The organism is Methylobacterium sp. GC_Met_3, assembly GCF_026540775.1.
GTDB lineage: Bacteria > Pseudomonadota > Alphaproteobacteria > Rhizobiales > Beijerinckiaceae > Methylobacterium.
Map to the genome: position 1 here is coordinate 1 of NZ_JALNUL010000046.1, position 20,782 is coordinate 20,782.

A 20,782-nucleotide genomic window follows, 5' to 3' on the forward strand; every position below is an offset into this window, starting at 1 on the left:
GTGCCTCGCGCTGCGTGTTCGACATATTTCCCTGCAGCACGACGCAACCCCCGCGAAAGCCATGAGGCTGTTCCGGGGATACGCCGAGAAAATTTAATCGAGCGTCAGCGCAATCAGGAATAGTGAGATTCTCCGGATCAGGCGATGATGGCGCTGGACCTCGACCGCGTGTGTCGCCGTCGTGGCGCGCCGCGGCGCTGGTTCGAACACGATCAGGGTGCGGCGACCTCACCGTCGACAACGATCCTGATACGCCACCCGTTTAGCGCGAGCGCGCGCCTAACGCTTCTTGCCCAGCTCGGCCGCGATGTTCTTCGTCATGCGCCCGACTTTGCGATGCGCCGCCGTCAGCTGGTCCTGCGTGACACCCCAGCGCTTCATCCAGAACTCGACAGCCTTGCGCTCTGACAGATCGAGGCGGTCCTTATCAATGAAGCCACGCTTGTCCTTGAGGCCGGCCATGGGGGGATCCTGTTTGGTTGGGGGAAGATCGGTTCGCGGGGAAGCTCGAGATGAGGTGTGCTCACGCGCGCGCGATGACGCATGTCCAGCGCTTCGCGTTCGCGAAATCAGGAATGGTTCGATGGTCTGCGACAGCGGCTTATCAAACGAACAGAGCGGCTACTCTCCGGCCGCTTTACGTTCGGCTTGATATTTAAGCCACATCGCGCGCTCGACTTCAGCCCGCTTGAGACGGTCGGTCTCCTTCTCATGCGTCAGCCATAGGACAACGCCGACCATCGTCGCCAGGACGAGCGGGCCGAGAAAAAGAACAATCATCTGTGCGAGCGTCAGGCTCACGCGCGCAGGGCTCCGAGCAGGCGTCTGGCTACCAGATGTAGTATACCTGCCAGGAGACTCCAACCAACCAGAAGAGCGCTTGCCGTCAGCGCGCTGGCGGTGCCCGAGAAGATCGCTACGGACGGCGAGATGCCGCCGACAGCCACGGAGGCGACTGCGACGCCGTTGACCCACATCGCGGTCAGCTTCGCCCGCTCATTGCGGATCAGCTTGGCGTCGTCGGGGCTGAGGGGTGGGGTTTCGGTATCGGCCATTACACAGGACGGCTCGGGGTAACCGAGGGTTGAACAGGGGGGCTCGATCCGTGAGGGGATTTAGAACAAATCAGGAACAAAATCCAGGGGCGATCGCATTTTATCGCCGGTTCGCGCGCGACCATCCCCAAAATATCGGAGCGCGATTATTGGCAGCTTTCGGCGGCCAAGGGGGCTCAAATGATGAGCGTGCTGCGGCTTCATCGATGAGGGTCGGCAGAAACCTCAAGATGACCAATCCGCGTTGAGGCGAGGGCAGCTAGGCCAATCCAAGTTTTCCATGCGCCTCGGCGGGCGTCATCTGCCGGATGGTTTCTTCGGAAAAGCCAAGCGCGCGGAGCGCCGCCCGTTGCCGATTCGTGATCATCAACGACACGGCAGGAGACGTCGCAGGCGCGGTGCCATTGGCGTGCAGCTCGGCGTCCCCGGCATCACCGACACCGTCGAGGACCCCTTCCTCTGCCGCAGCCTGATCGAGGTGTAGCCGACGGTGGTCGTCGGTTCCGGCCATTCACGACCCTCATTGCGTCTTTGCCGACCTATGATGCGAACTGGATCAGGACCGGGACGGCCGCAAGGCCCGGTCTGACGAGGCAGCGGCTAAGGCCGTTGGAGCTATTCCGTCAAAGCAGATTCTTGCCTACCGTCGCCCCGAGTGGAAGCGGTGACGCCAGCCCTCATTGAGCCTGCGCTCCTCCGCGCTCTCCTCAGGCACGGCCTCCAGACGCAGCAGGATCATCGCAAAGCTACTTAGCTGACGATACACCTGCTCGTAGAGGGCTGGTGCGTGGAGGTCCCTGTTCACGTCGATCCAAAGATCGGAACTGCAGGCGGCGATGTCGCTCGCGATGTTCGGCCGATGTAGACTGCCGTGATAGAGCGAACCTGTCGGGACCGGGTCGCCGACCGCCGCGATGATGGCCGGGAAGTTGAGGCTGCGGTAGCACCGCTGCACCCGGCCGTTACCCGCCACGACGATGGCGATCTTCTCCGGATGATATTGCACGTAGGCCCGAGCCGCCGCCTCCTTGCCAACCGCGAAGTCGCGCGCGAGCACGAGAACGTGCTGGAGATCGGGCTCGCGAAAGGCCGCCATGGCGCTCCGCAACTGGTGCGGGGGCATCAGCATGAGACTGGCGAAGCGGTTGGCCTCGACCTCCCTGCGCTGCCGCTGATCACCCGCCTTCGCTGTGAGCCGAAGCAGGTCAGAGCTCTTGCATAGGAACCGGTCAGGCTGATCCGGAACGTGGCGCACCATCAGGAAGTGGGCGAGTTCGTGCGCGATGGTGAAGCGGCGACGCGGCTCGCCCCCGCGCCTGGCGAGGATGGTGCCTTCGGAGCGCCTCGCGTCGGTAACGAGGCCTCCCTCGAATTCGTCGGTGTCGAGGTTCTCGATCCGGAGGATGCCGAGTTGCGCGCACAGGTCTTCGATCGGCACGGGCACCGGAAGGTTCGGCTCGGCCTGCAGGATGCGTTTGACAAGCACCTCCGGCGAGCCCGCGTCAACAAGGTCCCTCCTGCTGATCGGCATCTGCGCAGCCCCTCCCAGAACCGATCCGTCAGGCCGCCACGCAGCCGCGATCGCAGGACGGGACTACAGGGACTTCGTGCGGGCGGTAACCCAACTGCGCCATTACGAGCAGAGGCCATGCTGAAGTGGCATCGCGGTCCCTACGATCCCGACGCCATCGGGCGGCGCCGCGCAACGGCGCGACGCCGCCTCCCAATCAGTAGCTGACGTAACCGCCGGCGCCCTGGGCAGGGCGCACCGCGCCAGCGGTGTTCACGGAGGGGGCCTGCTGCCTCTCGGCTTGGCGATTGGCCAGGGCACGCCCAGCAGCACAGCCGCCGACAGCGCCGAGAACGCCGTGTCCCGCATAATGACCGGCGATGCCACCAACGATGGCGCCCTTGATGCAGCCCTCCGCTTCAGCCGCCTGACCGGCGGCCAGAAGGGCACTCGCCGCTACGGCGGCCACTGCGACACGCTTCATCATGGTATTCTTCCCTCCGCGGCATCACCGCCGTGAGGAAGATTTAAGTGCTCGCTGATCACTATGAAGAGGTCGCGACGCAAATTTTCTTGAACGCAAGCGATATAGGCCCCGGATCCCTCGGATGAATGGCCGATTAACGCTCGACCTCGAAACTGGCGCAGGCGAATTATTCTTGAAATGCGTCGGCGTCGGCGTCGGACTGCGTCGAGCGCGCACAACCGATGCGCATCGTCCTGGACGGAGGACGTGATGCCGTCGCTACGCCGACGGATGACGTTTGGGATGCCTCCTTCGCTCGACGGTACACCCAGGCCGGCGACGCTGCGCAGCGATATGCTTCGCGATCGAGGCGCTTCCCTACTTTGCGCAGGCGCATGGCGACTTCACCCGGTTGGCAGCTAGGTCGCGCTGAGCGGACGCATCCGGTCTCACGGGACGGATAGGGCGCCGTCGACGCACTTTGCGTATCCCCCCTCTTCGGCAGGAGAGAGCGCGGGGCCGCATGACTCACGTTCCATGGAACGCTTCTCGCGACATCTCTGTTGGGTGCGTTCCCGGATATACGTGAGTAGCTTAGGCGATGGTGCCAAACGCGAAGGCCCTGGTGGCGTTGGGACTTGCCTTCGTCGCGGGCGTCTCGACCATACCGCTCGTTACCGCAGTTCGGTCCCCCGATACGGTGCGTTCCGCGACGGGTTCCGGATCTCCCGCTGAACCGGGCCCAGCCTCCCGGGCGTGGGAGAACCCCAACACAGCCAGGACCGTCGCAACGAACCCTGCCCAGGTTGTGCAACGCGATGCGCGGCGCCGCTCGGCTGCGGCGGACCCCAGCCGCCCGCTTTCGCCTCCTGCGAGACCGACGGATGGTGCGCTCCAGGCCGGGCGCACCACCACGGCTATGCGCCAAGCTCGCCCGTTGGTGGCTTCGGCGCAGGAAAACTTGGCCGATATCCTTCCGCCGCCCGCCCGCCGTCGGACCCTCGCGGACGTCGCCCCTATTGATGGGTCTGCATCGAAGCACGCCCGTCCCGCCGGCAATGCACCGGTCCAACCACATGTGCAGAAGCTGGCCGGAGACTTTCAGGGCCGGGCGGCGCTCCATCCGGTACTGCGCGGTGACGGTCTTGTGCGGTGGCTCTCCGAGTGACGAAAGGTGGCGGTGCGATGGCCCCTAGGGGACACGCCGTGGCGGGAATGCTCCTCACCGGGACGTTCCTCGGCCTCTTCATGCCCTCGCAGGCGATGGCCATGTCGGAGGCGCGCATGCGCATCGTGGCCATCGAGGTCACCTATCGCCACCTCGCGACGTGGTCGTCACGCGCTCTCGTCAAAGGTCGAATGCCAGTCGACTACGGCGACACGGTCACGTCATTCGGGCGGGTCTACAGCCGCGACGCGTTGAGCGAAGAGAGGCTGGCCACCGGTCGGAGGTGGCCCGTCAGGAGCTACACACTCCGTCCCGGCACGTTGCGCGTTTCCTGCAACGTCCCGGCCTTCAAGTGTGCCGTGCGCTCGACCGTCGATTACAGGCTGTCGGACCCGGTCAGGCATGTTTCAGAGCGCGGTTCGGCCCGCTTCGACCTCGGCGTTGGCTTTAGCGGCCCCCAGCCCAGCATCCTTTACGAGGACGGCGGTTTCGGCACCGTCGGTCGCAGTGCTGCGGGACATTGAGGCGTAAGCGGTCGATCGAACCCGCCTCCGGCGCCGCGAGGGGCCGTCCTGCGTGTTCGACCAGACGCGGCGGGCGATGATTCGAGAACCGCGTCCCTATTCGTACTCCTGCGCCTCGACCTCGCTCACTTGGACATCGCGGTCCAGCGCCACGAACAAGCGGAGCGTTGGGAGCCCCTGACGCGAGGCGCGAACCATCGCGACGGAACGTGCGCTTTGATCGTTCGTCGTCCCAAAAGCAGACCGTCTCAAAACCATCCGAAGCCGTCCTTCCGGCTCCGAGCCCACCCAGCCGTCCAAAGCGCCATGGGCGTTTCCCATAAGCGGTCACTTGCCATGTGTCCTGCAACTTTGGTTCGGGGTGGAAAGTGGCCGTACCTGGATGCGCTCTTAAATGGCGAGCGACTACAACCGAGGGTTATCGCGTTCGGCGAATAAATAGCGCATAAAGGATCATCACTGGCTTCGGGATCGGCCGTCAGTGCCTGCAAGCCGCGAGCGCTCCCGGCCTGATCACACGGAGCACGATTTTGGCTAACAGCAGGCCCTTAGCCATCCTCATCGCAGAGGCTGACGAGGTCGTCCGTATGGTCACAGCCGACATGCTGGAGGATGTTGGCTTCCAGACTGTAGAGGTCCGCACAACCGCCGAGGCGCTGGGGGTTCTCGAAGGACCGATCCCGGTGAGCATGCTGATTACGGGACGCGGTATTGTGGGCGATGGTGTTGCCCTCGCCCATCTCGTTCATCACCGTTGGCCTGCTGTTGGCATCATTGTCACCTCAGGGGCCGGAGCGGATTTCCAGAAGAAATTGCCGCCGGGCGTGCGCCTGCTCAGCAAGCCCTACGACTTTGAAGACCTCATCCACGAAGTGGAAGCTGGCCTCCCACAGGTGCAGGACAAGCCCTCAGGCGCTCCCGTACTCCCGGGCGGTGTACCGCCCCATACGGGAGTGGAGATGGGCAACGGCATGGGAGCTGTCGCCACTCCCACGACAGAGCCGGACAAGACGTAACTGTTGCTTTCACGACGGCTCGATCTGAACCCCATCAGCTTGGCTAAGGCGATGTCCGCTTCTGAGAACTCGCGCTCGATAGCGGACTGTCGCAAAACCACCCAACCCAGTCATGCGGTGGTAACTGTCGCCAAGACTAAAGCCACTCGAAAGCTACCGGTCCGATTTGGACCGACTGAAACAGCGAAGCGGACCCAAACTTCCGTAAGCGGTTTCAGCGATATCGATCGTGGTCTGCTGCAGGTTAGATGTAAGAGTTCACCGTAATCGCGTCGCATCGATAACCAGGAAATACTGGCACGGCTCCGTCCCGAGATTGGTGAAGGCGTGCCCGGCATCGGCTTCGAAATACAGGCTGTCGCCCTCTTCGACCACGAACGCGCGGTCGCCGAGTTTGGCGCGCAGGCGTCCCTTCAACACGAAGATGTATTCCGACACGCCGCGGCGATGGGCGACGAACTCTCCCGTGGTGGCCCCCGGCGGGAGCGTGTTGAGGACCCAGTCGATCCCGCGCCCGGGTAGAACGGGAGAGAGGCAGCGGCGCAGGAAGCCCGAGGTCTCGTCGCGCAGCACCGGCTGGCGGGAAGCCGGGATCAGCAGCACCTCCAGTTCGGTGGCGGGCGCCATCAGCCGGGAAAAGGTCACGCCCAGCGCCTCGGCGAGGCGCGAGAGCACCGCCGTCGAGGGGACGGCCTCGCCGCGCTCGACCTTCGAGATCATCGAGCGGCTGACCCCCGACAGGGCCGCCAGGGCTTCGAGGGACAGATCGCGCTCCCGCCGCCGGCGCCGAATTTCCTCGGCCAGCACCTGGATCTGCGAGCGCGCCTCGGCCTCGATCTGAACGCGCCGCACCTCTGTCGTGACCGTCATTCCTGTTCCGTCCTGGTCCTCCGGCTGACGCGTCATCCTTGGGCGCCCGGGGCTGATCGGTCGGGTGCTTAGCATAGGTCGCGGGATGGCGCCCGCGTGACCGGCGTCCCGGTTGGCACGCGGCTTGTATGACGCTGAGTGGAAATTCATCTCTCAAAGTGGATGCCCGCCGATGCTCGACACCGCCATGCCATCGGATGCGATACGGATCGCCGAGCCAGACGCGCTGACGCTTGCGGACAGGCGCCAGATCGTCTGGTCGAGCGTCATCGGCACCACCGTCGAGTGGTACGACTTCCTGATCTACGGCACCGCCAGCGCCCTCGTTTTCAACAAGCTGTTCTTCCCGAGCATCGACCCGGTGGTCGGTACGATCGCCGCGTTCGGCTCCTATGCCGTCGGCTTTCTCGCCCGGCCTCTGGGCGGGGCGGTCTTCGGCCATTTCGGGGATCGCGTCGGGCGCAAGGCCATGCTGTCGCTGACCCTGATGATCATGGGGCTCGGCACCTTCCTGATCGGATGCCTGCCGACCTACGGGCAGATCGGCATCCTCGCCCCGGTCCTCCTCGTGGCTCTGCGCCTCGTCCAGGGCATCGGCATTGGCGGCGAGTGGGGCGGGGCCGTGCTGATGGTGGTCGAGAGCGTGCCGGCGGAACGGCGCGGCTTCTTCGGGAGCATCGTCCAGCTCGGATACCCGATCGGCGTGATCCTCTCGATCGGCGCGTTCGCGCTGACCGGCCTGATGCCCGAGGCGGCGTTCCTGTCGTGGGGCTGGCGCATCCCGTTCCTAGCGAGCGCGCCGCTGGTCGGCGTCGGCCTGTTCATCCGCCTGCGGCTTCACGAGACTCCGGCGTTCCGGCGGATCAAGGCGCAGGCGGTGACGGCGCGGCTGCCGATCATGGAGATCCTCACCGAGCATCCCGGCATGTTCCTGAAGGCCGTCGGCCTGAAGGTCTCCGAGATCGCCTACGTGAGCATCGTGACCGTGTTCTCGATCTCCTACGTCACCGGCCAGCTCGGCCTGTCACGGGGGGTGATCCTGAACGGCATCCTGATCGCCGCAATCATCGAACTCTTCACGATCCCCGTCTTCGGCTGGCTGTCCGACCGCTACGGGCGCAAGACGCTGTTCATCGCCGCCTGCCTGTTCTCGATCGCCTTCGCGTTCCCGATGTTCAAGCTCCTCGACAGCCGCGACCCGACGATCATCACCCTGACCGTCGCGGTGGCCTTGAGTTTCGGGCAGGGCATCATGTTCGGGACCGGGGCCGCGTGGATGTCCGAGCTGTTCGACGCCCGCCTGCGCTACAGCGGCGCCTCACTGGGCTTTCAGGTGGGTGCGGCGCTGAGCGGCGGCTTCACGCCGCTGATTGCCGCGGCCCTGCTCGTCTGGAGCGGCGGGTCGACATGGCCGATCTCGGTCTACCTCATCGTGCTCGCCTGCGTGACGCTTGCGGCGACCTTCGCGGCGCCGGAGACCGCCCGCCGGCCGATCGACTGACCACCGCTGCGGCGCGCGAAAACGCAACCCGGACAGTGGACGTGCATCCACTGGAATGGAATAATGCTGGGGTCCGACAACGGGACGAGGAGACGGACTTGGACCGAACCATCATCGCCACGGAGTTGGCGGCTCCGGCCGTTGGCCCCTACGCCCAGGCGACCCGCGTCGGCGACCTCGTCTTCGCCTCGGGACAACTGCCGATCGACCCGGCGACGGGGGCATTCCCGGAGGGCATCGCGGCGCAGACCCGCCGCTCGCTGGCGAACCTCGCCGCCGTGCTGGAGGCCGGAGGCGCCAGCCTCGCTAGCGTGGCCAAGACCACCGTGTTCCTGAAGGACATGAACGACTTCGCCGCGATGAACGCCGTCTACGCCGAACACTTCCCCGGTGCCGCTCCGGCGCGCTCGACCGTCGAGGTCGCGCGCCTGCCCCGCGACGCGCTGGTCGAGGTCGAGGCGATCGCGCTAGCGACGGGGCCGGCACGATGAGCGCGACATCCGCACCCCGCCACGTCGAGGCCTTCGCGCACGCGGCTGGCTCGGCGGCGGTCGCCGTGCCCGGCGGCGCGACCGGCTGGCGGGGCACGCTGCTCGACATCCACGTCGCGCCCGCGGCGAGCTACGAGATGGAGGCGCTGGCCGAGGCCCGCTGCGTCGCCGGCCGCGGTATCGAGGGCGACCGCTACTTCCTCGGGACGGGGACCTATTCGCCCAAGCCGGACACTCGCGAGGTGACGCTGATCGAGCAGGAAGCGCTCGACGCCCTCGCGCGCAACGATCCGCCGCTCCAGGGCGGGCCGATTCACCTCGCGCCGATCGACCACCGCCGGAACCTCACCGTGCGCGGCGTGCCGCTCAACCACCTCGTCGGCCGCCGATTCCAGGTGGGCGAGGTGATCCTGCGCGGCGGGCGCCTGAACTTCCCGTGCAAGTATCTCGAGGAGTTGCTCGGCCTGCCGGTCTACCTGCCGCTCTACAACCGCTCGGGCCTGAATTGCGGGATCGAGCGCGGCGGGATCATCCGGCCGGGCGATGCGATCACGCTGGTGGAATGAACCGATGTCCGCCCGCATCGTCATGAAGCTGAAGGTGGTGGAGGCCGTCGCCACCACGCCGGAGGTGCTGCGCCTCACCCTGGTCCATCCGCAGCGTCCCGAGCTTCCTGCGTGGGAACCCGGCGCGCATGTCGACCTGCGCCTGCCGGATGACCGCACGCGTCAGTACTCGCTCTGCGGCGATCCGGCCGACCGGAGTCGCTACGTCCTGGCGATCAAGCGTGAGGATGCCGGTCGCGGCGGCTCGCTGTGGACCCATGCCAACCTCGCCGCCGGCTCCGTCGCGCACGTCTCGCACCCGCGCAACAATTTCGGACTGGCCGCCGACGCCCGACGCCATGTGCTGATCGGCGGCGGCATCGGTGTGACGCCGCTCGCCGCCATGGCCCGGCACCTGGCGGCGAGCGGCGCCGACTTCACGCTCCACCTGTGCGCACGCTCGGCCGAGCAGGCCCCGCTGCTGCCCGAGTTGCGGGCGATCTGCGGCGACCGGCTTCGCTGCTGGTTCTCCTCGGAAGGCGCGCGCTTCGATCCCGCGGTGGTCGGGGCGCCGGACGCGGGCGTCCATGCCTACGCCTGCGGGCCCCAAAGGCTCACCGACGCCGTGCAGGCCGGACTGACGGCCGCCGGATGGCCGGTGGAACGGGTGCATGTCGAGCACTTCGCGCCGATCGCCGACGAGAACTTCAAACCCGAGCCGTTCGACGCGCTGATCGCCTCGACCGGGGCGGTCGTCCACGTTCCTGCCGACGCCTCGCTCCTTGAGGTTCTGCGCCAGAACGGCTTCGCGATGCCCTCGTCCTGCGAGATCGGCGTGTGCGGCTCCTGCGAGTGCGGCTACCGGGATGGCACCGTGATCCACCGCGACGTCGTGCTGCCGGTCACCAGGCGTCAGGACCGGATGATGCCCTGCGTCTCCCGGGCCCGCGTGACGGTCACGCTCGAACTCTGAGGGTCAGCTGCCAACGCTTCCGGGCCCGACGCGGCGCACCCTGACCGCAGGCGCGGCAGCCCACTCGGTGCAGTCTTCGTCTCCCCGACCTATCGCTGAGGCGGATGGGATCGGTACCGGTGCCTGTCACGATGGTGCGCCTGTCCTCATCGCTAGGACCTTGTCGATCCGGCGTCCGTCCATATCGACGACCTCAAAGTGCCACCCATCGGCTTCGAAGGCATCACCTGCGGTCGGTATCCGGCCGAGTTGAAAAATCATGTATCCGGCCAGTGTGTTGAAGTCGTCTGAAGCCGGGTCCTGAGACAAGCCGAGCCGCTCGAACGCTTCGCGGGCTGACATCATGCCGTCGATCAGCAGCGAGCCGTCAGGGCGCTCGACCACGTCAGGTTCCTCACCCGCTTCTGGAATGTCGCCCGCAATGGCCTCCAGAAGGTCGGTCTGGGTGACGATGCCCTCGAGGCTGCCGTACTCGTCGACAACCACGGCCATCCGCATCGGTTGGCTCTGAAACGTTTCCAGCACCGCCAGGATGGTCATGCTCTCGTGCACCACGATGGGCGGCTGAGTGACGGCGGCGATGTCGATGTCCCGCCCATCGAGTACCTGATCCAGCAGGTCCTGCTTGCGCACCACGCCGACAAGCTCGTCGACCTCGCCGCGGCTCACAACGATCTGCGCATGGCCGCAGGCGCGCACAGCCTGGAGCATCTCGTCGCGTGGATCGTCGGAGTCGATCCATTCGACTTCATGGCGCGGGGTCATGATGTCCCGGACCTTGCGTTCGCCGATGGCGAAGATGCGTTCGACCGCTTCCTGCTGCACCTCGCGGATTAGGCCGGCCTCCTGGCTCGCCTGGATGAGCAGGTTGAGTTCGGCCGTGGAGTGAAGCGAGCCCTCGCCGTGCCCGGCCCGTAGGTCAAACAGGCGCAGCACGCCGTTGCCGAGCCCGTTCAGCAACAGGATTGCCGGCCGGAACACGACCAGGAACAACCCCAGCGGTCGAACCACCGCGAGGGCGGTGCGCTCACTCCGCTGCAGGGCGAGGCTCTTCGGCGCGAGTTCGCCGAGCACGATGTGCAGGGACGTGATGATTGAGAAGGCAATCGCGACTGCGACCGTGTGGGATGCAACGGTCCCAAGGCCCAACGGAAGCCAATCCAGCGCCGGCTGGATAAGGTGTGCGAGCGCCGGCTCGCCGATCCAGCCGAGTGCCAGGGAGGACAGGGTGATGCCGAACTGGGTGGCGGCGAGGTAGGCATCGAGCCGGTCCGTCGCCCGTTGGAGGGCTGTGGCGTTCGCCCGCCGCTCTGAAACCAACTCGGCGACGCGGCTACGGCGCACCGAGACCAGCGCAAACTCGGCCGCCACGAAGAACCCGTTGGCGAACACTAGGAACAGGACCGCTATCAGTCCCAGCGCCGTCGACCACGCATCCTCGGAAATGGACGTGCTCCTTCTCGAATAGACGACCCGGCCTACCAGCTAAGGCGGGCCTGAACCAAGCAGGTGCGGCCGTTTCAGGCTCGCCGACCGTCGTTGTCCCGGTCGCAGACGATCATCCGCCGAAGGCCTAAGGGTCCGTTTCGGTTGATCGAGCGGCTACAAGCAGAGCTGCCCAGGGCCTGCCCAGGACGTGCCATGGGTCGGCCGTGGGCGCCGCGGCGATCCCCCTGTTTCTGCAAGGCCGCCCGGAGGCGGACCCGCCAAATCCCACCCATCCGAGACGCGAGACAGGACGCCGGCGCGATCCGTTTATGGGCGAATGCGGCGGCTCCGCTTCGGAGAACGCACCGTGAAAGCGGATGGGCTTGTGCCGAACCGTCCTCGACGCGAAGGGAACGGTAGATGGAGACGGCGTGACAGTCCGCCTCAGCCCAGGAGTTGGGGTGTCGGTGCGAACCGGCAGGCCTGGCAAGCGTTGCCAAACACCTGAGGGGGAACGCTTTCCATGCAGCAACGCTGGCCGAGCCGGTTATGGATTGTGCGGCACGGCCAAAGCGCCGGCAATGTCGCGGCCGACGCGGCTCACAGCGCGAACTCGGCGCGGATCGACATCGCCGAGCGGGATGTCGATGTTCCCCTCAGCACCCAGGGCACGGACCAGGCCGACGCTGTCGGACGCTGGTTCGCGGAATTGCCAGCGGACACCAAGCCCGAGATCGTGCTGACCTCGCCCTACCTTCGGGCGCGGCAAACCGCCGAGCACATCCGGGCCGCCGGCGGCCTGGCGTCGGACGCGCCGCTCGCGACCGTCGACGAGCGTTTGCGCGAGCGGGAGCTCGGCATCCTCGACCGGCTGACGCGGGCCGGGGTCGAGGAACTGCATCCCGAGCATGCCGCGATGCGACAACGCCTCGGTAAGTTCTATCATCGGCCTCCGTCCGGCGAGAGTTGGTGCGATGTGATCCTGCGCCTCCGCAGTGCCCTCGACACGCTTGCGATCCACCACGCCGAGCGGCGGGTTCTGATCGTCGCGCATCAGGTCGTGGTGCTCTGCCTGCGCTACCTGATCGAGGACATGACCGAGGCGGAGATCCTCGCCATCGATGCCGCGGGCGATGTCGCCAACTGCTCGATCACCGAATACGTCTTCGATCCCTGCGCGGCCGGCATCGGAGCGCTCGCGCTGGAGCGGTACAACTTCGTCGCCCCGGTCGCCGAAGCAGGTGCCTCCATCACCTCCGAGCCTGACGCGAACGTGGCCTCCCGATGAATCCCACCTTGCTGACAGCCGCGACGCTCAAGGAACAGTCGCTCCCGACACCCCGGGAGGGCAGCAAGGATGAACGCGGCAGCGCGCTCATCCTCGGAGGCTCGGCTTCAGTCCCGGGTGCAGCCCTGTTGGCTGGCGTGGCGGCTCTGCGCGCCGGGGCCGGCAAGCTGAAGATCGCCACGGTCCAAAGCGCCGCCGTCGGCATGGCGCTGACGGTGCCGGAAGCCATGGTGATCGGTCTTCCGGAGACCTCCCATGGCAGCATCGACGGCGCGCACGCCTTGGAATGCCTGCGCACGGAGGCGAAGGGCTGCGATGCCCTTCTGGTCGGGCCCGGCCTGCTGGGGAGCAAGCCAACGACGGCGATGGCAGTCGAACTTCTGCAGGCGCTTCCAACAGCCACCTTCATCCTCGATGCGGCCGCAATCTGCGCCCTCGCCGCGCATGCCGATGACGTCCGCCGCCATAAGGGTCGGGTCGTAATCACGCCCCATGCCGGCGAGATGGCGCAGCTGCTGGATCGCAGCCGGGACGCCGTGGAGGCGGATCCACTCGACGCAGCGCTTACAGCCGCCGACCTGCTGCAGGTGGTCGTCGTGATGAAGGGAGCCCAGACCTGGATCGTCGATCCGCAGGGTGCGCGCTGGCTCTACGAAGGCGGCGGGGTCGGGTTGGCGACGTCCGGCTCCGGGGACGCGCTCGCGGGCATCGTCGTCGGTTTGCTCGCTCGCGGCGTGAGCCCGCTGACGGCTGCTCTGTGGGGCGTCTACTTGCACGGAGAGGCCGGACGGCGATTGGCCGCGTCGGTCGGTCCAATCGGCTTCCTCGCCCGGGAATTGTCGGGCGAGGTGCCTCGGCTGATGCACGAGGCGTCCGCTTGAGGTGGGGCCGCATAAGCCGTCTTCGCACGGCGGCGCAACCCAAACCGCATCGCCGACCACGTCACGATCTCAGCAAGCTGACTGTTTTTCGTCAGCGGCCTGCCGATCGTGGCCCGCTTATCCCGGTCCGGTGAGCCTACGCTTGTTCGCGAGAACATCCAGCCCGTCCGCAATGGTGCGGTAGGGCGCAGCGGGATCGACCGACAATGAAGGATTTGGTGGCCCATGGCGCAGCATTCGCCCGCGCGGTTTCTCGCTTCGGCCCGAATCCGCCCGTCGTTCTCTGCCCAGACGAGGCCGACGGCATAGCGGCGGGGCCGATCCTGAGCCGTGCCCTGGAGCGCGCCGAGTATGGCGCCGTGGACGTGCACGTGATCCGCCAGAGCGCCTCGGCCTGGGCGGCGCTGGCGTCCCAGAGCCCGGGAGTATCGTGGTGACCGATCTGGGGGTTCAGGCGGGGGACATCGTCCTCTGCCTGCCGACGGTGCTGATCGATAATTATGTTCCCCGCCCCCTGCCCGGTTCAGCCGGAACGACGATCATCAGCGGTCACGAGAATCTGCCGATCCCGACCTTCAACCTCCTCGCCCATGCCTGTGCGGCGGCGCTGAGTGAACTTAGTTTTGGACGGGAGGTACAGGCCGCATGAAGCGCCGCGCGTTGATCGTCGGGGCGTCGCGTGGGCTTGGCCTAGGCCTGGTTGCGCGCTTCCTCGAACGCGGGTGGGATGTAACCGCCACCGTCCGCAAGCCGTCGGCTGCCCTCTCGGACCTCGCAGGCCGGGGCACGCTGCACATCACGACCGGCATCGATATCGACGATGACGACGCCGTCCGCGGGTTTGCGATCGCGTGTGCCGACAAGCCGGCCTTCGACCTCGTTTTCGTCGTCGCTGGTGTCGCGACGCAGGCGGGTATTCCCGCTGGGCAAATACCCCGCGACGTCGCCGCCGCGGTCTTTCAGACGAACGCCTTGAGTCCGATCCGTTTCGCAGAGGCGTTCAACAAGCGCGTGGCCGAGGATGGCCTCATCGTTCTGATGACGTCGAAGCTGGGCTCGGTCTCCCTGAACCGCGGCGGCGGGTGGGGGAGCTACAGGGCAAGCAAGGCAGCCCTGAATACCCTGGCGCGGTCTTTCGCGGGTCAGCATTCCGGGGCGCGGTGGGGCGTCCTCCTCATGCACCCGGGATGGGTGCGGACGGATCTGGGCGGCCGTCGCGCAACCCTCGATGTGGACACCAGCGCCCGCGGAATGGTCGCGGTCGTCGAAGCCCAGATCGGTCAGCGCGGCTGTGCGTTCCTCGATTATACGGGCGCGACGGTGCCGTGGTAGCCGACACCGCGCGCCTGTCTCTCAGCGACGGACGTCATGAGGCCCGACACGGGTTTCTCACGCTGCGGCAGTCCAGCCGATCGCGACAATCATGGGATCGCTGGAACCGCCCTCGGGCTTGAGGACCCGCGCTTCCACGCGCGCGAAACCAGCGCGGCGAAGGTACAAACCGACGAGCTGTGCGTGCCCTGCGCCGTCGAGGGCATTCCAGATGGCGACAGCCTTGGTTGGAAAGCGGCGGTTCGAGAAACTGATCACCACAGGCGCGCCGGGGCGCAGCACGCGCGCGATCTCGGACAGGACGGCCACGGGTTGCTGAAGGTACTGCACCGACACGCAGATCAGTACGGCATCGACGGATGCCGTATCGACGGGCAGGCGCGGGTCGGCGTTGAGGTCCTGGATGAAATGCCGGGTCAGGCGCGGGTTGGCGGCGAGTTCTGCTGCGTTCAGGCCATGCCCGGTGACGCTGGCATAGGCGACGTCCTCCGGTAGGTGACTGACCCAACTCGACATCAGATCGAGAACGTCGCCGCCCGCCGGGACGATCTCGCGATAGAGGTTGGTCACCGCTGCAATCGCCGCGTCATCGATATGGGTCACGAAGCGAGGATGCGCGTAGAACAGGGGATCGGGATCGCGGTCGTACTTGGCGAATGCGTCCGGTGGAAAGTCCGGCACTTCCTGACTTGTCATCGAGCGTGTCTCCGGGATCGAACAGCGCGCCGACCTCGAGAGCCCGTGCGCGGACAGGTATGATGTCCAACCTTAGAGAGGGCCGGACCGACGCTGATGGGAGATGTCCTCGTCGCCGCATCGGCACGGCTGGGCGCACAAACGAGTCGTCACGGGGCTGAGCCGGCGCCATTTCCGCGGTCGCAGGGAAGACGAGGATCGTGATCGCCGGCGATGGAGGCCGCTCTAGGATTGATCTGATCCGGCACCCGCCAGGGCGCGCCTGACCGTCGAGCGCGCCGCATCGATGGCGACAGTGGCGGCGCCGAGCGTCCGTGGTTCGGTCGGCCGGTTCAGGGCATGATGAGCGATACTGCCCGCAAGGTCGTCCACCTCGCTCGCCATCGTCACCAGGCGCGCGCGGTCGGTCTCGCGCCGCGCCTCCGAGCGGAGTTCCAGCAGCCGCGCAGTAACCACCTCGATCCTCGCACGGCGAATCCGCCCAAGGCGCTGACGCAGCCAAGCCACCGTCGAGCCCAGGCCGCCGCCCAGGATGGCAATGAGGTAGATCCAGCTCTCGTAGCGCTCGATGAAGGTTTCTTGCTCACGTTCGTAATAGTCGATCGCGCCAGGGTGAATGGGCAGGCGGGCGCTGGTGGCTTCAGCAGTGTCCTCGTAATCCGGTTGAGACACGTCCTCGGCCGCCGGTACCGTCTCGGCCAGGACCGAACGCATCTCGAACAGGTGCTGTGTCACCTCCGCCGCCACGCTGCGCGACAGGCTGGAACGGGCCATCAGGCGATAGGACGAGCCTACGGTCGCGACCTCCTCGGCGGGCAGCCGCGGATCCCCGCCATACAGCCCGGCCGGTATCGTGATCAGCTGCAGGCGCGGCCAGCGTGCCATCACCGCCGCGGTGTCGGAAATCCCGATGAGCGCGACCGCGCCGTCTTCTCCCGCTTCGGCCACGGCCCCGATGACCCGCCGTGCGACCGGGAAGGTGGGTGTGGTGACGAGCGCCATCGCGTCGATGCGGCCGCTCCTCAGCGCGGCGGCAATATCGACCTCCTCGACCGGGACCAATGCAACGGCCTTTTTGCCAAGTGTGCCGGCCGGCGCGTCGTTCAGGAGTTCGAGCCCGTAATGGGCCATGAGGTCGCGCAGGAGCATCCGGTCTGCCGTCCGGCCGGTGAGTAGGCCCAGCCGCTTGCCTGCGAGGTCCGGCATCGTCGCGATGCCGACGGCGCCCGGCGATGCCACGAAGGCCGCAAGCGCCCGCAGCACCGCGAGGGTGAGGCCGTTGCCCGGCAAGGCCACGTCCGGGCGGACCACCGCGAGGTCGGCTTTACCGGTCGCGAGCGCCTCCGCGCTTTCGCGAACCCCGTCGAACGCCACGACTTGAAGCCGGATCCCCTTTTTCCGCCGAGACAGTTCGTCCGCATAGGCACGCAACAGCGCCGGTTCGGTTCCGCCATTCGGGGCGACCGCGAGGGTCAGGGTCGTGGGTCGCGTCAGGTAGTACGCCGCGACAGCTCCGAGCACGAGCAGGGCCACCAAGCCGAAGGGGAGCAACGCCTCACGGAGGCCGGGCCATGCCACCTTTCGCACCACCCTCCCCCCGTAATCTGCCAAGCTGCGACGATCAGTGACGGATGCCCGGGAGCCTAACGACAGTCGCGGGGAAACGGGTCCACTGTGCGTGCAAACCCAGCGTTTTCAGGTTTGGCCACCGCGGTCAGCGCCGGCGGGAGGACATTGCCCGAGGAAGCAACGCACACCGGACCCATTATTTGACGGCGTCGTGCCTGAAAGCATTTCGGTAGGTCATCGACGAGACCATTTGTCGTAGCGCCCGCGAAGCACCGAACCGGCCCGTGCGGCCGGGGTCAGCCGCCACGCGTCTGGAGCCGCCGCAGGTACTTCGTAACCGTCGCGGAACCTCCTCGGAACGGTAAGGCCGAGCTTCGAGTTGAGGGCCGCTGATCCGGGGGCCATTCTTGAGACCGTCACTTCTCGCACTGCTGGGGCTGCTGCTCGTGGCCTGCCCGCACGGCGTCCTGGCGCAAAGCGTCCAGGAGGCGCCCGCCGTGACCGTCGAGGTCGAGGAGCCCCGCCCGGGGCCGCCCCCGCCCCTGCCCGATCTATCCGACCCGAACAGCAAGGGTGGCGAGGCCCTGAACGAACCCGACGGGCGTTCCGGCATCCCAAAGGCCTTACGCTCCTCGGGCTCCCGGTCAGGCGGGCCAGCGAACGATCTCAATCCCGGTGGACGGGCCGAGCCGTCGACGCCTCCGAAGGGTGACCTCGGCCGGGTCGTGGTCGGCGAGGAACTGTTTCACGGGAACTACTGTGGGAGGGGACAGCGCGGTGAGGGCTTGCCCCCGATTGATGCTCTGGACGCTGCCTGCATGCGTCACGACGCCTGCTACGATGTGGCCGGGTACAGTTCGTGCGCCTGCGACGCGACGCTGAGGCGCGAGGCGTCCGCGGTCTCAGACAGTCCGAACGTGTCTCTGGAGGTGCGGCGCCGGGCCCTCAGCGTGGCAGAAGCCGCAACGGCGATGGATTGCCGCGCGCCCTAGACGCCCGATCCGTCGGAGGAACCGCGGGCGACATCATGCGGTCTGCCGCTCCGCCGTCCATGTGACGCCAACATCGACTTGCAGGCCGACGTAAGTCTGGCAAACGAACAGTCCAATCAGTCGGTCGCGACCCGTGCAACCAGTTTTCCCATCGCATGATCGCGCCGAGACCCCGGCGGCTGCCGGTTCCCGGGCCGCGAGGGCGACCCGCTGGATACCGCCCGCGATCCTGGCTGCAGGACTGCTCGCGACAGGGGTGAGCACGGCCATCACGTGGCGGTCGGCAGAGTTGCGCAACCGCTTAACGTTCGAGCACGCCACCGAGATCGAATTGCGCACGGTGGAGGACCAGTTCCGCACCTACACCGCGCTCCTGCGCGGGGGTGCCGGTCTGTTCGCAGCCAACAAGGACGTCGTCACGCTGGCCGAGTTCCGAGCCTACGTGCAGCGGATCGAGTTCCGGGACCTGTATCCGGGCTTCCTCGGTATCGGCTTCACCCCGACCCTGCCGGCCGCCGACCAAGAGCGGTTCGCCGCGCGCGCCGAGGCGCTCGGCGTCGAGAACTTCCGGGTGCGGCCGCCGACCGACAACCCGATGATCAGCCCAGTCCTGTTCGCGGAGCCCCCGAACCCGCGCAACCAGGCTGCCATCGGGTTCGACGTAATGTCGGATCCAGTCCGGCGCGACATGGTCGAGCGCGCACGCGATACGGGTCGGCCAGCCGCCTCGGCACGCATCCAGCTGGTGCAGGAAATCGACGCGAACAAGCAGGCCGGCTTCCTCGTCGCCATGCCGGTCTATGCCGGCGGTACCGTACCGGCAGATCTCGCTGGGCGGCGGCAGGGGTTTCTCGGATTCATCTTCGGCGCCTTCCGGGCCGACGACCTGTTCGGCAGCATTCTTTCGGCGGAGGCCGAGGAAGACGCCGCCTTTGCGGTCTACGACGGCGCACCGGGCGAGGCGACCCTGCTGCATCGCTCCGCGCGGGCGCCGTCCGCGGTCGCCGGTCGCCTCACACGCGAGGCACGGCTCGAACTCGGCGGCCGGACCTGGACCGTCCTGTTCGAGCAGCGCATCTCCCCACGGCGTGCGTCGCCGCTTCCGGAGATCTGGCTCGTCTGCGGTGGTGGGCTGTTCGCCACGGCCTTGCTGGCCTTGGCTGCTTATCGGCAACGCCGTACGCAGGATGAGATCGGCCGGCTCAACGCATCGCTGGAGGCCCGGGTCGAGGCGAGGACGCGCGACCTCCAAGCCGCGGCCGACAGCCTGCGGCAGGCGGGCGAGGAGCGCACGCGCATGGAGGAGGCGCTGTGTCAGTCACAGAAGATGGAGGCGGTGGGCCAGCTAACCGGTGGACTGGCGCATGACTTCAACAACTTGCTCGCAGGCATCTCCGGCTCGCTGGAGATGATCGACACGCGCGTCGGCCAGGGCCGCGCCAAGGACGTGGGGAAGTACATCGCCGCCGCCCAGGGCGCCTCGAAGCGGGCCGCCGCGCTGACCCATCGCCTCCTGGCATTCTCGCGCCGCCAGACGCTGGCGCCCAAGGCCGTCGATGCGAACCAGCTGGTGGACGGGATGCTCGACCTGATCCAGCGGACGGTCGGGCCGAGCGTGGAGATCCGGCACGTCGGCGTGGACGGCCTGTGGCCGGCGCTGGCAGATCCCTCCCAGCTCGAAAACGCGTTGCTGAACCTGTGCATCAACGGGCGGGACGCGATGCCGGGCGGCGGCAGGATCACCGTCGAGACGGACAATCGCTGGATCGACCGCCAGCAGGCCGCGGCGCTCGACATGCCGGAGGGGCAGTATCTGGCGCTCTGCGTGTCCGACACCGGCACCGGCATGACCCCCGAGGTCGTCGCCCGGGCATTCGAACCGTTCTTCACGACGAAGCCGATGGGCGAGGGCACGGGCCTCGGCCTGTCGATGATCTACGGCTTCGCCAAGCAGTCGGGCGGGCAAGTGCGGATCACCTCGGCGGTCGGGGTCGGCACGACGGTGTGCATCTACCTGCCACGACACCAAGGCGCGGCCGACGCGGGCGAGCGAGACCCGGTCAGGCGCCCGATCGTCCGTGCGGAGGCGGGCGAGACCGTACTTGTCGTGGACGACGAGCCGACTGTGCGGATGCTGGTGACGGATGTGCTGAGCGACCTGGGCTACACCGCGGTTCAGGCCGTTGACGGTGCGGGCGGGCTGCGGGTGCTGCAGTCGGAGGCGCGGGTCGACCTGCTGGTGACGGACGTGGGCTTGCCCGGCGGCATGAACGGGCGTCAGTTGGCGGATGCGGCGCGGGTCGGCCGACCGGACCTGAAGGTGCTGTTCATCACCGGCTTTGCGGAGGCTGCAGTGCTCGGCGACGGCCATCTGGAACCCGGCATGGCCGTCATGACAAAGCCGTTCGCGGTCGATGCCCTAGCCACTCGCATCCGCGATATGATCAGCTGCTGAGCTTAGCCGCAGCGCCGTCGCG

23 protein-coding genes are annotated in these 20,782 nt (G+C 66.9%); 13 read left to right on the forward strand and 10 right to left on the reverse strand.

Translation table 11 applies throughout. The annotated features are described in order from the left end of the window. Window positions 1-279 precede the first annotated feature (279 nt). From OXS27_RS27000 to OXS27_RS27025, 6 genes are all read right to left on the reverse strand, one after another. Window positions 280-462, reverse strand: coding sequence for a DUF3606 domain-containing protein (locus tag OXS27_RS27000; protein WP_253397487.1), 183 nt, complete (start codon window positions 460-462; stop codon window positions 280-282). A gap of 159 nt (window positions 463-621) precedes the next feature. Further along, window positions 622-801 (reverse strand): hypothetical protein, encoded by a 180-nt coding sequence (locus OXS27_RS27005; protein ID WP_243923147.1) that lies wholly within the window; start codon window positions 799-801, stop codon window positions 622-624. Further along, complete coding sequence (locus tag OXS27_RS27010; protein ID WP_243923145.1) at window positions 798-1,055, reverse strand: amino acid transporter; 258 nt, start codon at window positions 1,053-1,055, stop codon at window positions 798-800. The genes OXS27_RS27005 and OXS27_RS27010 overlap by 4 nt, the downstream gene beginning before the upstream one ends. 259 nt (window positions 1,056-1,314) lie before the next feature. After that, a complete protein-coding gene (locus tag OXS27_RS27015) occupies window positions 1,315-1,566 on the reverse strand; it encodes a hypothetical protein (RefSeq protein ID WP_267360269.1) in 252 nt (83 codons plus the stop codon). A 129-nt stretch (window positions 1,567-1,695) separates the two neighbouring features. Beyond that, window positions 1,696-2,586: an ImmA/IrrE family metallo-endopeptidase gene (locus tag OXS27_RS27020; protein WP_267360271.1), complete on the reverse strand. Its 891-nt coding sequence runs from the start codon at window positions 2,584-2,586 to the stop codon at window positions 1,696-1,698. Window positions 2,587-2,782: 196 nt separating this feature from the next. After that, entirely contained in the window at window positions 2,783-3,049 is a 267-nt protein-coding gene (locus OXS27_RS27025) for a hypothetical protein (RefSeq protein ID WP_267360310.1), read from the reverse strand. Window positions 3,050-4,237: 1,188 nt separating this feature from the next. Between OXS27_RS27025 and OXS27_RS27030 the strand changes: the two genes are divergently transcribed. Beyond that, entirely contained in the window at window positions 4,238-4,723 is a 486-nt protein-coding gene (locus tag OXS27_RS27030) for a hypothetical protein (RefSeq protein ID WP_267360273.1), read from the forward strand. Window positions 4,724-5,310: 587 nt separating this feature from the next. Next, window positions 5,311-5,739, forward strand: a complete 429-nt coding sequence (locus OXS27_RS27035) for a response regulator (protein ID WP_267360275.1) — start codon at window positions 5,311-5,313, stop codon at window positions 5,737-5,739. A gap of 258 nt (window positions 5,740-5,997) precedes the next feature. Here OXS27_RS27035 and OXS27_RS27040 read toward each other — a convergent pair whose 3' ends face one another. Further along, window positions 5,998-6,609 carry an XRE family transcriptional regulator gene (locus OXS27_RS27040; RefSeq protein WP_267360277.1) on the reverse strand — a complete coding sequence of 204 codons (612 nt, stop codon included), beginning with the start codon at window positions 6,607-6,609 and terminating at the stop codon, window positions 5,998-6,000. 187 nt (window positions 6,610-6,796) lie between these two features. On the opposite strand from OXS27_RS27040, the gene OXS27_RS27045 reads away from it, so the two are divergent. From OXS27_RS27045 to OXS27_RS27060, 4 genes are all read left to right on the forward strand, one after another. Continuing rightward, the gene (locus OXS27_RS27045; RefSeq protein WP_267360312.1) at window positions 6,797-8,110 is read left to right on the forward strand and encodes an MFS transporter; all 1,314 of its coding nucleotides are present in this window, start codon (window positions 6,797-6,799) and stop codon (window positions 8,108-8,110) included. A 98-nt stretch (window positions 8,111-8,208) separates the two neighbouring features. Continuing rightward, window positions 8,209-8,601: a Rid family detoxifying hydrolase gene (locus OXS27_RS27050; protein WP_243923123.1), complete on the forward strand. Its 393-nt coding sequence runs from the start codon at window positions 8,209-8,211 to the stop codon at window positions 8,599-8,601. Next, window positions 8,598-9,167: an MOSC domain-containing protein gene (locus tag OXS27_RS27055; RefSeq protein ID WP_243923121.1), complete on the forward strand. Its 570-nt coding sequence runs from the start codon at window positions 8,598-8,600 to the stop codon at window positions 9,165-9,167. Before OXS27_RS27050 ends, OXS27_RS27055 begins: the two co-directional genes overlap by 4 nt. Window positions 9,168-9,171: 4 nt before the next feature. Next, entirely contained in the window at window positions 9,172-10,119 is a 948-nt protein-coding gene (locus OXS27_RS27060; RefSeq protein ID WP_267360280.1) for a PDR/VanB family oxidoreductase, read from the forward strand. A 126-nt stretch (window positions 10,120-10,245) separates the two neighbouring features. On the opposite strand, the gene OXS27_RS27065 is transcribed toward OXS27_RS27060, so the two are convergent. After that, entirely contained in the window at window positions 10,246-11,520 is a 1,275-nt protein-coding gene (locus OXS27_RS27065) for a hemolysin family protein (RefSeq protein WP_267360313.1), read from the reverse strand. A 583-nt stretch (window positions 11,521-12,103) separates the two neighbouring features. On the opposite strand from OXS27_RS27065, the gene OXS27_RS27070 reads away from it, so the two are divergent. The 5 genes from OXS27_RS27070 (at window position 12,104) to OXS27_RS27090 (ending at window position 15,048) form a co-directional block, all read left to right on the forward strand. Continuing rightward, window positions 12,104-12,835 (forward strand): histidine phosphatase family protein, encoded by a 732-nt coding sequence (locus OXS27_RS27070; RefSeq protein ID WP_243923116.1) that lies wholly within the window; start codon window positions 12,104-12,106, stop codon window positions 12,833-12,835. Continuing rightward, the gene (locus OXS27_RS27075) at window positions 12,832-13,716 is read left to right on the forward strand and encodes an NAD(P)H-hydrate dehydratase (RefSeq protein WP_267360282.1); all 885 of its coding nucleotides are present in this window, start codon (window positions 12,832-12,834) and stop codon (window positions 13,714-13,716) included. Before OXS27_RS27070 ends, OXS27_RS27075 begins: the two co-directional genes overlap by 4 nt. Before the next feature lie 206 nt (window positions 13,717-13,922). Beyond that, window positions 13,923-14,153, forward strand: a complete 231-nt coding sequence (locus OXS27_RS27080; protein ID WP_267360284.1) for a hypothetical protein — start codon at window positions 13,923-13,925, stop codon at window positions 14,151-14,153. Then, on the forward strand, window positions 14,150-14,365 hold the full coding sequence (locus tag OXS27_RS27085; protein ID WP_267360286.1) for a hypothetical protein: 216 nt from the start codon (window positions 14,150-14,152) through the stop codon (window positions 14,363-14,365). The genes OXS27_RS27080 and OXS27_RS27085 overlap by 4 nt, the downstream gene beginning before the upstream one ends. After that, the gene (locus OXS27_RS27090) at window positions 14,362-15,048 is read left to right on the forward strand and encodes an SDR family NAD(P)-dependent oxidoreductase (RefSeq protein ID WP_267360287.1); all 687 of its coding nucleotides are present in this window, start codon (window positions 14,362-14,364) and stop codon (window positions 15,046-15,048) included. Before OXS27_RS27085 ends, OXS27_RS27090 begins: the two co-directional genes overlap by 4 nt. 57 nt (window positions 15,049-15,105) lie before the next feature. Here OXS27_RS27090 and OXS27_RS27095 read toward each other — a convergent pair whose 3' ends face one another. Continuing rightward, window positions 15,106-15,744 carry a methyltransferase domain-containing protein gene (locus tag OXS27_RS27095; protein ID WP_243923108.1) on the reverse strand — a complete coding sequence of 213 codons (639 nt, stop codon included), beginning with the start codon at window positions 15,742-15,744 and terminating at the stop codon, window positions 15,106-15,108. A gap of 225 nt (window positions 15,745-15,969) precedes the next feature. Continuing rightward, window positions 15,970-17,331: a TAXI family TRAP transporter solute-binding subunit gene (locus tag OXS27_RS27100; RefSeq protein WP_267360289.1), complete on the reverse strand. Its 1,362-nt coding sequence runs from the start codon at window positions 17,329-17,331 to the stop codon at window positions 15,970-15,972. 389 nt (window positions 17,332-17,720) lie between these two features. Here OXS27_RS27100 and OXS27_RS27105 point away from each other — a divergent pair, with 389 nt between their 5' ends. Next, window positions 17,721-18,305, forward strand: coding sequence for a hypothetical protein (locus tag OXS27_RS27105; RefSeq protein WP_267360291.1), 585 nt, complete (start codon window positions 17,721-17,723; stop codon window positions 18,303-18,305). A 256-nt stretch (window positions 18,306-18,561) separates the two neighbouring features. Next, window positions 18,562-20,760: a CHASE domain-containing protein gene (locus OXS27_RS27110; RefSeq protein ID WP_267360293.1), complete on the forward strand. Its 2,199-nt coding sequence runs from the start codon at window positions 18,562-18,564 to the stop codon at window positions 20,758-20,760. Window positions 20,761-20,782: the final 22 nt, after the last annotated feature.